Source organism: Patulibacter ginsengiterrae (genome assembly GCF_056269115.1).
In genome coordinates, this window is record NZ_JBWDOG010000011.1 from 56,834 (window position 1) to 70,894 (window position 14,061).

14 protein-coding genes are annotated in these 14,061 nt (G+C 75.8%); 4 read left to right on the plus strand and 10 right to left on the minus strand.

The genetic code is table 11. The features are described 5' to 3' along the window. Window positions 1–206: 206 nt before the first annotated feature. The 3 genes from ACVUH9_RS14995 to tmk all read right to left on the minus strand — a co-directional run bounded on the left by ACVUH9_RS14995 (window position 207) and on the right by tmk (window position 2,042). Window positions 207–842: a hypothetical protein gene (locus tag ACVUH9_RS14995; RefSeq protein WP_475758272.1), complete on the minus strand. Its 636-nt coding sequence runs from the start codon at window positions 840–842 to the stop codon at window positions 207–209. Between the two features lie 149 nt (window positions 843–991). Further along, complete coding sequence (locus ACVUH9_RS15000) at window positions 992–1,345, minus strand: hypothetical protein (RefSeq protein ID WP_475758274.1); 354 nt, start codon at window positions 1,343–1,345, stop codon at window positions 992–994. A gap of 61 nt (window positions 1,346–1,406) precedes the next feature. Continuing rightward, entirely contained in the window at window positions 1,407–2,042 is a 636-nt protein-coding gene (tmk, locus tag ACVUH9_RS15005) for a dTMP kinase (protein WP_475758276.1), read from the minus strand. A 172-nt stretch (window positions 2,043–2,214) separates the two neighbouring features. Here tmk and ACVUH9_RS15010 point away from each other — a divergent pair, with 172 nt between their 5' ends. Then, entirely contained in the window at window positions 2,215–3,366 is a 1,152-nt protein-coding gene (locus tag ACVUH9_RS15010; RefSeq protein WP_475758278.1) for a DNA polymerase III subunit, read from the plus strand. Between the two features lie 181 nt (window positions 3,367–3,547). Further along, on the plus strand, window positions 3,548–4,807 hold the full coding sequence (locus tag ACVUH9_RS15015) for a hypothetical protein (protein WP_475758280.1): 1,260 nt from the start codon (window positions 3,548–3,550) through the stop codon (window positions 4,805–4,807). 443 nt (window positions 4,808–5,250) lie between these two features. Here ACVUH9_RS15015 and ACVUH9_RS15020 read toward each other — a convergent pair whose 3' ends face one another. From ACVUH9_RS15020 to ACVUH9_RS15045, 6 genes are all read right to left on the minus strand, one after another. After that, a complete protein-coding gene (locus ACVUH9_RS15020) occupies window positions 5,251–6,063 on the minus strand; it encodes an undecaprenyl-diphosphate phosphatase (protein ID WP_475758282.1) in 813 nt (270 codons plus the stop codon). 125 nt (window positions 6,064–6,188) lie between these two features. After that, the gene (locus ACVUH9_RS15025) at window positions 6,189–7,067 is read right to left on the minus strand and encodes a PHP domain-containing protein (RefSeq protein ID WP_475758284.1); all 879 of its coding nucleotides are present in this window, start codon (window positions 7,065–7,067) and stop codon (window positions 6,189–6,191) included. A gap of 144 nt (window positions 7,068–7,211) precedes the next feature. After that, on the minus strand, window positions 7,212–7,910 hold the full coding sequence (locus ACVUH9_RS15030; protein ID WP_475758286.1) for an MIP/aquaporin family protein: 699 nt from the start codon (window positions 7,908–7,910) through the stop codon (window positions 7,212–7,214). 184 nt (window positions 7,911–8,094) lie between these two features. Next, the gene (locus tag ACVUH9_RS15035) at window positions 8,095–9,912 is read right to left on the minus strand and encodes a bifunctional adenosylcobinamide kinase/adenosylcobinamide-phosphate guanylyltransferase (protein WP_475758288.1); all 1,818 of its coding nucleotides are present in this window, start codon (window positions 9,910–9,912) and stop codon (window positions 8,095–8,097) included. Beyond that, the gene (locus tag ACVUH9_RS15040) at window positions 9,909–10,559 is read right to left on the minus strand and encodes a precorrin-8X methylmutase (RefSeq protein WP_475758424.1); all 651 of its coding nucleotides are present in this window, start codon (window positions 10,557–10,559) and stop codon (window positions 9,909–9,911) included. The genes ACVUH9_RS15035 and ACVUH9_RS15040 overlap by 4 nt, the downstream gene beginning before the upstream one ends. A 26-nt stretch (window positions 10,560–10,585) precedes the next feature. Then, window positions 10,586–11,287 carry a DUF362 domain-containing protein gene (locus ACVUH9_RS15045; protein WP_475758290.1) on the minus strand — a complete coding sequence of 234 codons (702 nt, stop codon included), beginning with the start codon at window positions 11,285–11,287 and terminating at the stop codon, window positions 10,586–10,588. Window positions 11,288–11,337: 50 nt separating this feature from the next. On the opposite strand from ACVUH9_RS15045, the gene ACVUH9_RS15050 reads away from it, so the two are divergent. Together ACVUH9_RS15050 and ACVUH9_RS15055 are read left to right on the plus strand one after the other, a co-directional pair. Beyond that, window positions 11,338–12,063, plus strand: coding sequence for a histidine phosphatase family protein (locus ACVUH9_RS15050; protein ID WP_475758292.1), 726 nt, complete (start codon window positions 11,338–11,340; stop codon window positions 12,061–12,063). 83 nt (window positions 12,064–12,146) lie between these two features. Then, window positions 12,147–12,809: a TetR/AcrR family transcriptional regulator gene (locus ACVUH9_RS15055; protein ID WP_475758294.1), complete on the plus strand. Its 663-nt coding sequence runs from the start codon at window positions 12,147–12,149 to the stop codon at window positions 12,807–12,809. Here ACVUH9_RS15055 and cbiE read toward each other — a convergent pair. After that, entirely contained in the window at window positions 12,766–14,028 is a 1,263-nt protein-coding gene (gene cbiE / locus ACVUH9_RS15060; protein WP_475758296.1) for a precorrin-6y C5,15-methyltransferase (decarboxylating) subunit CbiE, read from the minus strand. The two genes, ACVUH9_RS15055 and cbiE, sit on opposite strands and share 44 nt — an antisense overlap. Window positions 14,029–14,061 lie beyond the last annotated feature (33 nt).

A 14,061-nucleotide genomic window follows, 5' to 3' on the forward strand; every position in this document is an offset into this window, starting at 1 on the left:
CGGAACCAACCCGTTGGTCCGGGCCGGAGCAGGAAAGGCCTGCAAATCGCCGAGATAAAGAATTCTCGGAGGGGCCGGAAGCCGGCCCGCGAAGGGGCGGCGTGCCGGCCGGTCGGCGAGCGGTCCGGAGGGTCGGCCGGCCCGTGGTCGACCGGCGAAGGGTAGCGGCCCCGACGGGATCTGGTCGGGCGGTTGCGAGCGGGGCGTCAGCGCCCGCTGCCGAACCGCATCCAGTCGCTGAACTCGGCCCAGCGGGCGCTGATCCGCCAGCCCGCCTCGCCCATCGCGTGGCCGACCGGCGCGAGCCAGCGGATCCGGCCCGTCGCGGCCACCATGGCCCATCCGAGCAGGGCGGCCAGCACGATCCCGCCCGCGATCGCGGCCCACAGCCAACGGTCGCGGGTGCTCTCGGTCTTGGCCGGCGTCGCGGCCGGGATCGCGCTCGGCTGCGCGGGGGCGGGCTGCGCCCCCGCGGCCGGGTCGGGCGTCTGGGCGGCGCCCGCGGGCGGGGTGGTCACGGCGCCGGGGGTCGTCGGCGTCCCCGGGGCGGTTGCCGCGCCCGCCGGTGGCGTCGCGCCGGCCGCGCCGGCCGCGGGGTCCGGGGTGGTCGTGGTCGTCCCGGCCGCCGCGGCCGCCTGCTCGGCGGCGGCCTTCTGCGCGGCCTTGGCGGCCGCCGCGGGGTCGGCCGCCGCAGCGGGGGGCGGCGTGGTCGTGCTCGCGGGCGCCGCGCTCGCTCCGGTCGCGGGAAGCGCGAGCAGCGGGAGCAGGGCAAGGGTCGTCACCAGCAGCCGGCGCGCCGAACGGACGGGCGCTGCACCTCCGGGACGGGCCTGAGCGGTCATCACTCCGCGATGGTAGCGGCGGATCCTGCGGCACACGCCGGCCGCCGTTGGCCTCGCGGGTGCCGGAGACCGGCGGTGGCGGTGGGCAGGGTCGCTCCGGTCGGCTGCGCGGTACCGCGACGATGCTGCGTCGGTCGACCGGCCGATGGTCAGCCCGGAGGATCGCCCTGCCGTGGGTGGGGCGGGGCGGAGGGGCCGGACCGCGCGGCGTCGAGCGCCTCCCGCTGCGCCTCGGCCACCTGGGCCAGACGGGCGTCGTGCTGCGCGTCACGGCGCTCCAGCTCACGGGCGTGGGCGCTGGCCAGCCGGGCCAGCGTCTGCTCGGCCTGCGTCTGGGCCTCGGCCAGCTCGCGCGCGAGCGCCTGACGTTCGGCGGTGGCCCGTTCGAGCCGGGACTCCAGTCGTGCGACCGCGGCCCGCAGCCGTGCGACCTCGGCCACCGGGTCGGAGCCGGCGTCATCGGTCGGATGCGCGCCGCCGGGGGACGGGGGTCCGTCGTTCACGGTGGCGGCGCTCCCGGCACGAGCGCGATTCTAGGCCGGAACCGGCGCGATCGGGGGTCGATCACCCTCGAGGCAGCAGATCGCCGAGCGCCTCCAGCGCGGCGTCGAGGACCGCGGCCGGGGGCGCCGCGGCGTCGAGGACCCGGAACCGCGCCGGCTCGGCGGTCGCCAGGGCATCGTAGGCGGCCTCGACCCGGGCGAAGAACGGGTCCTGCTCGCGCTCCAGCCGGTCCTGCTCCTCACCGCGGGTCGCCAGCCGTTCGCGGCCGGTCGCGCGGTCGAGCCGCAGCAGCAGCGTCCGGTCGGGGCGGCAGTCTGCGGTGGCCAGCTCGTTGATCTGCGCGACCGCCTCGATCCCCAGCTGGCGTCCGCCGCCCTGGTAGGCCAGCGAGCTGTCGACGAAGCGGTCGAGCAGCACCCAGTGGCCGTCGGCCAGCAACGGGACCAACCGCTCGGCGCAGAGCTGGGCGCGGGCAGCGGCGAACAGCAGCGCCTCGGCCCGCGGGTCGACCTCGAGCGCGGGATCGGCGACCAGCGCCCGGATCCGCTCGCTGAGGGCGACGCCCCCCGGCTCGCGTAGCCGCACGACGGGCAGGCCGCGTGTTGCCAGCGCGTCCTCGAGCCCGGCCGCGAGGGTGGTCTTGCCGGAGCCGTCGAGGCCCTCGATCGTGATCAGTCGTCCCGCGCCGGCCTGCATCGCGAGAGACGGTACTTGCAACCGCAGCCGCGGACCGCGGCGGACCGCGCGATCCCGGTGCCGGACGAGCCGCGGCCCCCGTCGCGGGGTGCCGCCGGCGATCGGCGCTCGCCCGGCTGCGGTGGGCCGGCGGCGATCCCTGCGGCACCGGGGGATCTCTACCATCGGCCGGGTGAACGTCCTTCCCGGCACCGAGCACCAGCCGCACGCGCGGGCGGTGCTCGCTGGTGCCCTGCCCGCCGAGGCGGGCGGAGCCGGCAACCCCTCGCACGCCTACCTCTTCCAGGGCCCGCCCGGCTCCGGCAAGCGGACGGTCGCGCGGGCGCTGGCCGTCGCGCTGCTCAGCGAGCGGGATCCCGGCCAGCCGGCCGATCCGGTCGACGTCGCGACCCGGGTCGCCCGCAACTCGCACCCCGACCTGACCTGGGTCCGGCCGACCGGTGCCGGCGAGATGCGCGTCAACGACGTCAAGGAGGCGGTCGTCGAAGCGGTCTCCCGGCGCCCGTTCGAGGCCCGCCGACGGATCTTCGTGCTCGAGCAGGCGCACACGATGAACGACCAGGCGGCCAACCGGCTGCTGAAGACGCTGGAGGAGCCGCCCGACTACGTCTGCCTGATCCTGCTGTCGGATCGGCCCGGCGAGCTGCTGACGACGATCCGCTCCCGCTGCCAGTCGGTCCGCTTCGACGCCCTGCCGGAGGCGGAGCTCGTCGCACGGCTGGTCGCCGAGCACGGGGTCGATCAGACGACGGCGCTCGCCTGCGCTCGGCTCGGCCTCGGCGACGCCCGCCTGGCGGGGACGTTGGCCGGGCAGGACGGGACCCATCTGCGGGCCGCGGCCGAGGCGGTCGCCCGTCACGCGCTCCACGGCGCGGCCGGGATGCCGCCGTGGAAGACGATGTCGGAGGCGGCGGCCGCCCGCGGCAAGCTGGCGGGGACGGCGGTCGAGGAGGCAGCGGCGGCGACCGCCGAGCGGCTGCCCGACCGCGAGCGCAAGCGGATCGAGCGCGACGCGAAGGACGACGCCAAGCGCGCCGTCCGCCGCGAGCGGACGGCGGCACTCGACCAGGCGCTGCGGATCTGCGGGCTCTGGTTCCGCGACGTGGCGACGGTCAAGATCGGCGCCAGCGCCCACGTGCACCACGCCGATCGGCTCGAGGTCCTGCAGGCCGACGCGGCGGTCGTCAGCGATCCGCACCGGGTCCTGCGCTGCGTCGACCTCGTCGACGAGACCCGCCGGAGCCTGCGGGTCAACGCCAGCGAGGATCTCCAGCTCGACGCGCTGAGCGTGCGCCTGGACGCGGCGCTCGGGTCGCGCCGGTAGCGCGCCTGGTGGGCGGGACCGGCTCGACGCAGCTCGGGCGGCGCGGCGGGGCCGCTGCCGGGTAGGACGGCCGGCGGTCGTGCCGGAGGCAGCTGTCCCGGCCTGGCGCCGCGCGGATCCGACGGTCGGGGCGCGTAGGCTGTCCACAACCCGTTCGGCCTGTGCCTCGGGGTGACACACGATGAGGCGAATCTGGCGCGAAACCTGGAGCTGGCGAGGCGCTCTGGCGCTCGACGAGGTCGAGTACGTCCCGATTCCGGCGGACGCGACCGCTGGCCCGATCGTTCGATCAGCGAGGAGCGACTGGCCGCTGCTGGTCTCGGTCGTCGACGTCGTCGCGCTGCTCGGACCCGAAGCCGGCGGGCCCGACGTCACCACGAGCGTCGCGGCCCTCTTCCATCTGCTCGCGGCACGGACCGGCGGCTACCACGCGCGTCTGCCGCTCGCCCTGCCCGAGGTCCGGCGGGAGCACGCCGCGCTCGAGCAGGAGCACGGCTTCGCCGACTACGCGATCGCGATGGCGCAGTTGGAGGCCACGGGGCTGATCGAGCGGAGCACCTCGCAGCTGGTGCTCGTGCGGCCGTCGTCGCCGACCCCGGCCGAGCTGCTGTGGGCCCGCGACCACATGGATCGGGTCGCCCAGGACCACACCCGGAGCGCGATCGACCGTCACCTGACCCGGATGGCCTGGCAGGTCGAGCGGGGTGGGATCCTGGCCGCCCGCTTCCGCGAGCTGGCGCGCTTCGGCCGGCTGCGGGCCCGGATCCACGACCAACCGGGCGACCCGGGCGACGACGGGCTGTTCGACGTCGGGCCGACCTCGCTGCCGCCGCTCGATCGAGCCGTCAATGCGCTCGCCGACGAGCTGCACGCGGTCCGCGGGTGGGTCAGCGCCTACGGCGTCCGGCAGTCCGACGGCGCGGCGGGACTCCCGTTGACGGCCTACGAGCTCGGCGCCCTGCTGCTCGGGTGGGGCGTCGGCGCGAACGCGGTCCGCCGGGCGACCCGGGCCTCGGGCCTCTGGCTGGTGCTGCTCGGGCACGCCGGAGAGGACGCGGCGCCGTTCGACAGCTCGGTCGCGACCCTCGCGGCCGAGTTGGCGCCGCACCTCGGGCTCGCCGCCGACGGCGACCACCGGGCGACGGTGGCGGCGCTGCTGGCCGATCTGGAGCGGATCGGGGCCGTGGTCTGCGAACGGCCGACGCGCAAGACGCTGCGGGTCACGGTGCTCCGGCCGCCGGCGCCGGGCGACGACCGCGTGCGCCACTTCCTGCGTCAGTGGTCCGCCTGGCGGCTCTCGGCCGACGGCGATCCGGCCGCCGGGATGGGACGGCTGATGGACCTCTCCGGGATCCAGCTGGACCGCGTCCGCAGCTCGTGGGTGGCGCTGCTGGAGCGCCGGCGGCTGAGCGTGACGGTGCTCGCCGACGGTCGCACCTGAGCCTGAGCCGGAGCCGGGTCGGGGGAGGAAGTTCCCGCAGATTCGGGGTGAAATAGTCCGGAACACCCCGAATCCGGTCCGTAGACTGGGGACGACAGAGCGCCGCGCTTCTCCGCATTCGCCCGGGACGTAGAGGGCTGGTTCCGGCGGCTCTGGTGTGGTTCGTCCCGTCCGTCGCCTGTCGCTCCCGCCGCCTGCTCGTCCCGTTGGCGGCGGCGGGACGCGACCTGCGAGCGAGGCCCGGATGATCGATTCCACGAATCCGTGGAATCACCCGTCTAGATGATGGAGTCCACGACCTCGCGGCGTGGTGCGCGTCCGGGACGGCACCTGACGCCACCCGGCACCTCGGTCAGGCTTCCCAGCCTGGCTCTCGGCACCGCGCGACGCCAGGACACCGCCCCGAACGCACCCCACATCCACGAATTCGCGGAATCACCCGTCTAGCTGATCGCGCCGGCCCCGGCCAGGACCAGGACGCCGATCCCGAGGATCACGCGGTAGCCGGTGAAGACCGCGACGGTGTGGCTGGTCAGCCACTTGAGCATCCAGGCGATCGAGGCGTAGCCGGAGACGAAGGCCACGATCGTGGCCACGACCGTCGGACCGAGCGGCAGTCCGCCGTCGCCGATCTTGCGCAGCTCGAAGAGCCCCGAGAGCACGACCGCCGGCACCGACAGCAGGAACGAGTAGCGGGCGGCGGCGGCACGGTCGAAGCCGAGCATCATCCCGGCGGTCATCGTCGCGCCGGAGCGGCTGACGCCCGGGACCAGGGCCAGCGCCTGGGCGAGGCCGATCAGGAGGCCGTCGCGGATCGTGAGGTCCTCGACCTCACGGTCGTGGCGGCCGAAGCGGTCGGCGACCAGCAGCAGGATCCCGAGAACGATCAGCGTCGAGCCGATCAGGTACAGGTTGCGGGCCTCGTTCTCGATCTGGTCCTTGAAGACCAGGCCGAAGATCCCGATCGGGATCGTGCCGAGGAGGATGTACCAGCCCATCCGGTACTCGAGGGTCTTGCGGAGGGTGTCGTCCCGCAGGCCGGCGAACCAGCCGGCCACGATCGACCAGAGGTCGCGCCGGAAGTAGAGCAGCACCGCCAGCATCGTGCCGATCTGGATCACCGCGGTGAAGGCGGAGCCCGGATCCTCCCAGCCGGCCATCGCCGGAACGATCCGGAGGTGGCCCGAGGAGGAGATCGGCAGGAACTCGGTGAGGCCCTGAACGAGGCCGAGGACGATCGCCTGGAAGAGGTCCATTGGCGGGCAAGGCTACTCGGCGGGCCGGGTACGGCGTCACCGGGCCGTCACGCGACGAAGGATCTGCGGACACTCCTCACCCGCGCCCGTCGTCGGCACCCGAGCGGGGCCGCTCGTCGCGGGCGCTAGCCGAGCAGGTCGGCGATCGGGCCGAGCCGCGGCTCGAGCCCGTAGGTGCTGAACGCGCCGAACCGCGAGAAGACCGGATGCTCGGGACCGTGGAAGTCGGCCGAGCCGGTGGTCAGGAGCCCGCGCGAGACGGCGGTCTCGTGGAGCAGCCGCGTCTGGGCCTCGTCGAAGGTGGCGTAGTAGGCCTCGACGCCGTCGAGCCCGAGCCCCCGGAAGCGGTCGATCATCGCGACGACGTGCTCCGGCTGCTCGACGTCCCAGAACGGGTGGGCCCAGATCGCCAGGCCGCCGGCGCGGTGGATCGCGTCGATCGCCTCCCCGATCGTCGGCGTCGTCCGCAGCACGAAGGCCGGGGCGCCCGGGGTGAGGTACGCGACCAGCACGTCGGTCGGCGTACGCAGTCCCTCGGCCGCGATCCGGGCGGCGTTGTCGGGGTGCTCGAAGGCGGCCGCGGCGAGGTGCGGACGGCCGATCGAGCGATCCGCCGCCTTCAGGGCCTTCAGCGCGGCGACGTCGATCGCCCAGCCGCAGTCGCGCATCGCGTCGACCATCGCCGACGCCCGCGCGACCCGGTCCGCCCGCCAGTCGGCGAGCGCGGTCGCCAGCTCGGACGACGTGTGGTCGACGAGGTAGCCGCAGACGTGGAGGTCCTCGCTGCGCTCGTCGAGCGCCGAGACCTCGAGCGCCGGGACCAGCGTCAGGTCCGGCAGTGCGGCGGCGGCCTCGAGGGCCTCGGGCACGCCGCTGACCGAGTCGTGGTCGGAGAGCGCGAGCAGCCGGATCCCGGCCGCGTGGGCGGCCTCGACGACCGCGGCGGGCTCGAGGGCTCCGTCGCTGGCGGTCGAGTGGGACTGGAGATCGAAGGAGGAGGGCATCGCCGCGGACCGCGATCGCGTGTGCCGGCCGGCACACGAATCCGGTCACGGTAGTGCAGGCGACGCCCTCGGCGTCGGACGCGTCCCCTTCGAAGGGGACGCGTCCGGGGGACCGGCCCGTGCACGCGGGCCGGCGACGAGCTCCTAGTCGCGGTCGGGGCGGACCAGGTTGTAGATCAGCGCGCCGACCGGGCCACCGACGATCGGGCCGACGACGAAGATCCAGAAGCCGCTCCACTCGCCGGTGACGAGGTCGGGGCCGAACGTCCGGGCCGGGTTGACCGACGTGCCCGTGACGCGGATCGCGACGAGGTGGATCGCGGCGAGGCTGAAGCCGATCGCCAGCGCGGCGAACCCGGGGGTCACCCGGCGGTCGGTGGCCACGGCGACGATCACGAACAGGAAGACCGCCGTCAGGATCGCTTCCAGCAACAGCGCCGAGCCGTCGGAGAACCCGGGCGAGACGCTGTTGTTGCCGAGCGTCTCGGCGCTCGTCCAGACGCCCTTGAGGGCCAGCGCGGCGAGCGTCGCGCCGACCAGCTGGGCGACGATGTAGGCGGGCAGATCGGCAGCGCGGAAGCGGCCGATCACGGTCAGGGCGACGCTGACGGCCGGGTTGAGGTGGCCGCCGCTGATGTGGCCGGTGGCGTAGATCGCACCGGCGATGCCGAGGCCGAACGCGAGCGCCGTGCCGACCACGCCGGCTGGGTTCGCGACGCCTGGGGCAAGCGCTACCGCGGCGCCGCAACCGAGGAAGACCAGGATGAACGTCCCGACCAGCTCGGCCAATGCACGCTTGGCGATCGGGACCTCGACTGGCTCTTGTTCTTCGATGGTGCTCACGGGACTCCTCCGGGGGGTTCAAGGCGACCGGGCGTACGGTCGTTCAGTGATACCCCGGTTGTGGCCGGCGGAACACGGTTCCTGGTCGTTGCAAGCAGCCGTGCAGTGGCGGAGCCGACGGCGATCGCGCCGTTGCGACCCTCGTCAGGGACGGACGGCCGACCCGGCGGTCGCCCGTTCCGGCTCAGCCGTCGCGCTCGGCGCTGCTGATCACCGCGGCCAGCGACGTCGCCAACCGGGCGTGGAGCGCCGGCGTCCGGACGGCGATCCGCACGTAGCGCTCGTCGAGCGGCGGGAAGCTCGCGCACGGCCGGACGGCGAGCCCCTGACGGTGCAGCCCGCCGACGGCGTCGACGCCGTCGGGCACCCGCACCAGCACGAAGTTCGCCGCCCCGTCCCAGACCTGGACGCCGGCCAGCTGGCGGAGCCGGGCCACGAGGTCGTCGCGGTGGGCGGCGGTCCGGGCGGCGATCCGGGCGCAGGCGTCGGGCCGCTCGGCGTAGGCGCGCAGCAGCTCCAGCGACGGGCTCGGGCAGCTCCACGGCGGACCGGCATCGCGGACCCGCGCGACCAGCGCCGGATCGCCGAGCAGGTACCCGCAGCGGAGGCCGGGCACCGACAACGACTTGGTCAGGCTGCGGAGCACGACCAGCTCGCCGGGACCCTCGTCGCCCTCGTGGAGGTCGGCGAGCGCATCGGCCTCGTCGGGCACGAAGTCGGCGAACGCCTCGTCGACGAGCAGCGTCCGGCCGGGACGCCGCAACCGCAGGATCGCCTCGCGCGGGTCGAGCACCCCGGTCGGGTTGTCAGGCCGGCCGATCGCGACGAAGTCGCACTCCTCGGGGACCGCGGTCGGATCGAGGACCCAGTCGGCCTTCGCCTCGCGCGGGACACGGACGATCTCCGCCCCGACCGCCTGCAGCGCGGCCTCGGCCTCGCTGAAGCCGGGGACGAGCACGGCGGCCCGGCGCGGGCGGACCGCGAGCGCGAGCCGCCAGAACCCCTCGACGGCACCGCCGAGCGGCAGCACGCCGCCGACCGGGCGGCCGTGGCGGGCCGCCAGCGCGGCGGCCGCGGGGCGGTCGTCGGGGTAGCGGCCGGCAGCATCGAGGCCGAGCTGGAGCGCGTTCCGGGCCCAGCCGGGCGGCTCGCCCTGGACCACGTTGACGGCGAAGTCGATCGTGCCGGCCGGGATCATCCGGTCGCCGTGCGGGCGCGGCGCCGGGATCGGCGCGTCCGCAGCCGGCCCGGGGCGCGGCTCGTCCGCGGTCGCGACGGCGTCCGTGGTGGCGCTCTCGGGGATCGGATCGTCGGCGGCCACGGGCTCGCCGGTCATCCTCTCCGGTGCGGAGGACGTTACGGCCGTCGCGGCGGTCGCGGTCGATCCAGCCGACGGCATCGCGGCGACGGCGTCGAGGTCGCGGGGCAGCTCGATCGCGCGGCCGGCGACGACGAGCAGGACCCGATCGGCGCGGGCGGCCAGCGCCTGGTGGGCGGTGCCGATCAGGTCGACCCAGCGGCGGGTCCCGCGGTCGCCGGCGACCGGGGCCATCCCGGCCTCCTCGCCGACGACGACGGTCAGGCCGTCGCGGCCGGTCGCGGCCTCGGCCAGCGCGGCGACGGCGTGCTGGGCGCTCGCCAGCGCGGCGGCCCCGTCGATCGCGTCGGCCGGATCGGGCTGCTCGCCGTCGTCGTCGAGCAGCTGGGCGGCGTGCAGCAGGCCGGCGAGCCAGGCGCCGAGGCCGTCGAGCAGGACCGTCGCGTCGCCCGCGCCGCGCACGCTGGCGGCCGGATCGTGGTCGCCAGCCAGCTCGAGCGTCTCCCAGCTGGCGGGGCGGCGCTGTTGGTGGGCGACGATCCGGGCGGCGTCGCCGTCGGGGCCGGAGGGCGCGGTCGCCAGGTAGTGGACGGGACGCCCCGGCTCGGCGGCCAGCCGTTCGGCCAGCTCGCTCTTGCCCGAGCGGGTGCCCCCGAGGACGAGGACCAAGCGGGGAGAGCTCATGGGCGGGACGGTTCCTCGGCGGAGTGGAAGAGCAGGGCGTGGATCGCGGCGACGGTCACCGGGGTGCCGCCACGCTCGCCGCGGTTGGTCAGGCACGCTACCCCGCTGGCGGCGAGCGCGGCCTTGCTGTCGGCGGCGCCGACGAAGCCCACCGGCAGCCCGATCACCAGCGCGGGGCGGACGCGACCGGCCTCGATCTCGGCCAGCAGCGCGAACAGCGCGGTCGGGGCGTTGCCGATCGCCCAGACCGCGCCGTCGGGGTGGTCGGCGGCGGCGAGCCCGAAGGCGGCGGCCGAACGGGTGCTGCCGGTCGCGCGGGCGACCTCCGCCGCGCGCGGGTCGGCCAGCGGCACGATCGTCTCGCGCGCGGTCAGCCCGGCCGCGGCCATCCGCGTGTCGACGATCAGCGGGGCCCCGGCGAGCAGTGCGTCGCGTCCGGCCCGCAGCGCGTCCTCGTCGAGCACCAGGGTCTCGGCGAAGCTGACGTCGGCGACCGAGTGGACCGTGCGCTCGGTGACCGCGCGCGAGAGCGGCGGCAGCCCCGAGGTGTCGATCCGGGAGCGGAGGATCCGGTAGCTCTCGAGCTCGATCGGGTGCGGCGTGCGGCGCGGACGGCCGCTGGCCGCGCGCTCGGGCGAGCCTGGCAGCGGGGCAGGGTTCTTCGGCGGGAGGGTCACGGCAGGCTGACCTCGATGAAGGCGTCGACGGGGCAGATCTCGAGGCACTCGCCGCAACCGGTGCAGCGGTCGGCCAGCGTCAGCAGCGGGATCCCGCCGGTGACCGCGAACGAGCCGTCGCCGCGGCGAGCGCCGACGGGGACGAGCGCGTGCTCGGGGCAGGTGCCGATGCAGCCGCCGCAGCCGCGGCAGTCGTCGGTCGCGGTCACGATCCGGCGGGCGGCGGGCCGGCCGTCGGGGTCCTCGGCGTCGGCGGCCGGAGCGGCGATCGCGCAGGTCGCGTGGGCGCTGCGGCGCTTGGTGAGCAGCAGTCGCCCGCAGCGGGCGTCACCGTCGCCGGCCACGATCAGGGCCGAGGCCTCGGCGACCGACGGCGTGCCGACGGCGGCGGCCACGACCGCGGACGGGGTGGGGACCGTGACCGCGGCCAGCGCCTCGCCGGGCAGGAACCGCACGGGAACGCCGAGGCGGGCGGCCAGCTCGAGCACGGCGGGCTCGTCGGCCTTGATCTCGGCCGAGACGACCGTCCGTACCTGCGCTCGTCCGTGTCCGGTCTCGGCGAGGCTGGCGTCGACCAGCGCGAGCAGCTCGGCGGGTGGGCAGCCGCGGCTCGCGCCGACGCCGACCGTCAGCGGGATCCCGGCCGGCACGGTGCCGTCGGGGGCGCCGTTCCCGGGGTGGCTGTGGCGGTCGCTCACCGGCCTATCGTGACGGGTCGCCGGTCCGCCGGGTCTGCGAACCTCTCGGCGTGAGCTCCAGCGACGCCCAGCAGCCCCGGCCCGCCGGCCACCCCCAGCGCCTGTTCGAGCTGCCCCCGGACGCCACCGAGATCGTGCTCGTGCGGCACGGATCGTCGGCCGCGGCGATCGAGGGCGAGCCGTTCGCGCTCAACGCCGAGGGCCACGGCGATCCGCCGCTCGCGCCCGAAGGCCACACCCAGGCGCGGTTCGTCGGCGAGCGGCTGGCCGACGAGCCGCTCAAGGCGATCTTCGTCACCTCGCTCCAGCGGACGCACCAGACGGCGGCGCCGCTGGCCGAGCTGACCGGCCTCGAGCCGACGGTCGTCCCCGACCTGCGCGAGGTCCACCTCGGCGACTGGGAGGCCGGCGAGTACCGGGCCCGGATCGCCCAGCGCGACCCGCTGATCGTGCGTTCGTTCCTCGAGCAGCGCTGGGACATCATCCCCGGGGCGGAGAGCAACGAGGCGTTCGGCCAGCGCGTCCGCCGCGGCTTCGACCACGTGGTCTCGATGGTCGGCCCGGGCACCGCGGTCGCGGTCGTCCACGGCGGCGTGATCGCCGAGCTCTGCCACCAGGCGACGTCCAGCGAGCCGTTCGCCTTCCTCGGCGCCGACAACACCTCGGTCAACCGGCTGATCGTCTTCAACGACGGCCGCCTGCGGCTGCGCAGCTTCAACGACACCGCGCACCTCGACCACTACCGTGCGCAGCGGGCCCACGAGCCGCTGATCTGAGCGCGGCGAGCGCGGCCCGGGAGTCGCTTTCAGGATCGCCGAATCGTGAGCGTCGGCGGGGGCCGGCGGGCAGGATCGGGGCGATGCCCCGCACCATGCGCCGCTACTACGGTGGCCTCAGCGCCGAGCAACGCCAGGCCGCGCGCCGCGTGCAGCTGCTGGACGCGGGCCTCGAGCTGCTCGGGACGGCGGGCTGGGCGGCGACCACGATGACGGCGGTCTGCCGTGAGGCCGGCCTGACCGAGCGCTACTTCTACGAGAGCTTCGCGGACCGCGACGCGCTGGCGGAGGCGGTCTTCGATCGGCTCGCGGCGGGCGGGCGCGAGGCGATCGTGGCGGCGCTTGCGGTCGGTGGCGAGGCGCCGCGGGCCCGGGCCGAGGCGGCGATCGGCGGTCTCGTCCGGTACCTGGTCGACGATCCCCGGCGGCTGCGGATCGTCTGCCGGGAGACCCTCTCCAGCACCGTCCTGAAGGACCGACGGCACGAGCACCTGCGCGGGCTGGCGGTGCTGCTCGCCACGCTCGGGCGCGAGGTCTACGGCGAGCATCCGCCGGATCCCGAGGCGGTCGAGCTGCTCGTGCTGATGCTGGCCGGCGGCCTCTCGGAGGCGTTGATGGCGTGGGCCGACGCGCGCACGGCGATCACGCCCGCGCAGGTGACGGTGCGCGCCGCCGACTTCTTCATGGCCGCGGCGGCCCTGATCAGCTACCCGATCGACGCCCGCAGAGGACCGCCACGGGGTTGACCGGCTGGAGCCGGTGGGCGTCGGCGAGCGGGACGATCCGCGAGCAGTGGACGAGCGTCGCCTCGGTCTCGAGCCCGGCGGCGGCCAACGTCGCGAGGACCGGGCCGATCCGCTCGAGCGTGGCGAGGGTCACGACGACCGCCCGCCGGACCCGACCGGCCGCGAGCGCGACGATCGCGTCGAGGTCACCGCCACCGCCGCCGACGAACGCCACGTCGGGGTCGGGCAGCGCGGCCAGCGCGTCGGGAGCGGCGCCGACGAAGGCGGCCAGCTCGACCCCGTGGGTGGCGGCGTTGCGGCGGGCCAGCTCGACCGCGGACGGCTCGTGGTCGAGCGCGATCACGCCCGCGCCGAGGCGGGCGCACTCGACCGCCACCGAGCCGCTGCCGCAGCCGACGTCCCAGACCAGGTCGCCCGGTCCCGGGCCGAGCTGGGCGAGCGCGGCGGCGCGGACCTCGCGCTTGGTGATCATCCCGTCGCGGTGGGCGAAGGCCGCTTCGGGGAGGCCCCAGGCGAGCGCCCCGCGCGCGGGTTGGAGCGCCGTCCGGCGCGCGGCGATCGGGCGATCGGGCGGCCAGGCCAGCAGCACGTTGGGGTCGGCGAAGCTGCCGGCGGCGATCAGGTCCGGGGCGCCGACCGTGATCCGCTCGGCCGGAGAGCCGAGCCGCTCGGCGACGGCGAACGTGCGCGCGGGGGCACCCGGAATCCGCAGGTAGGCGCAGGCGAGGAAGGCGGGGTCGCAGTCGGGCGCGGTCAGGACCGCGACCTTCGGCCCGGCGAGCAGCGCGGCGAGCACGGCGGCGACGCCCTCGGGGCCCCGCGAGTGGGCGGAGACGACCCGGGCGTCGTCCCACGGCAGGCCGACGCTCGCCCACGCGCGCGAGACCGACGACGGAGCGGGGTGGACCACCAGCCGCTCGCTGGCGACCCGCTCGCCGAGCGTGCGGACGATCCCGAACCAGCCGGGGTCGCCGGAGGCGAGCACCACGACCGGCCCGTCGTGCTCGGCGATCCGGTCGAGGACCGGGCCCAGCGGGGCGGTCAGCGCGATCGTCTCGGGCGGGGCCTCGCGGGCCTCGAGCTGCTCGCGGAGCGCGGCCAGGGTCGTGATCCCGGCGGCGACGAGCGTCGCGGCGTCGAGCGCGGCGAGCCCGTCGGCGGTCGCTGGGCGGTCCCCGGCGAGGCCGACGACGTGGATGGCGTTGCGGGGCGCGGTCACGTGCGGGACATGATGACGCCCGGGCGCGGGGCA

Excerpts from the sequence above, each read along its gene's own strand:
- ACVUH9_RS14995 (WP_475758272.1), bottom strand. The coding sequence starts at position 842 with ATGACCGCTCAGGCCCGTCCCGGAGGTGCAGCGCCCGTCCGTTCGGCG.
- tmk (WP_475758276.1), bottom strand. The coding sequence starts at position 2,042 with ATGCAGGCCGGCGCGGGACGACTGATCACGATCGAGGGCCTCGACGGC.
- ACVUH9_RS15015 (WP_475758280.1), top strand. The coding sequence starts at position 3,548 with ATGAGGCGAATCTGGCGCGAAACCTGGAGCTGGCGAGGCGCTCTGGCG.
- ACVUH9_RS15020 (WP_475758282.1), bottom strand. The coding sequence starts at position 6,063 with ATGGACCTCTTCCAGGCGATCGTCCTCGGCCTCGTTCAGGGCCTCACC.
- ACVUH9_RS15025 (WP_475758284.1), bottom strand. The coding sequence starts at position 7,067 with ATGCCCTCCTCCTTCGATCTCCAGTCCCACTCGACCGCCAGCGACGGA.
- ACVUH9_RS15035 (WP_475758288.1), bottom strand. The coding sequence starts at position 9,912 with ATGAGCTCTCCCCGCTTGGTCCTCGTCCTCGGGGGCACCCGCTCGGGC.
- ACVUH9_RS15055 (WP_475758294.1), top strand. The coding sequence starts at position 12,147 with ATGCCCCGCACCATGCGCCGCTACTACGGTGGCCTCAGCGCCGAGCAA.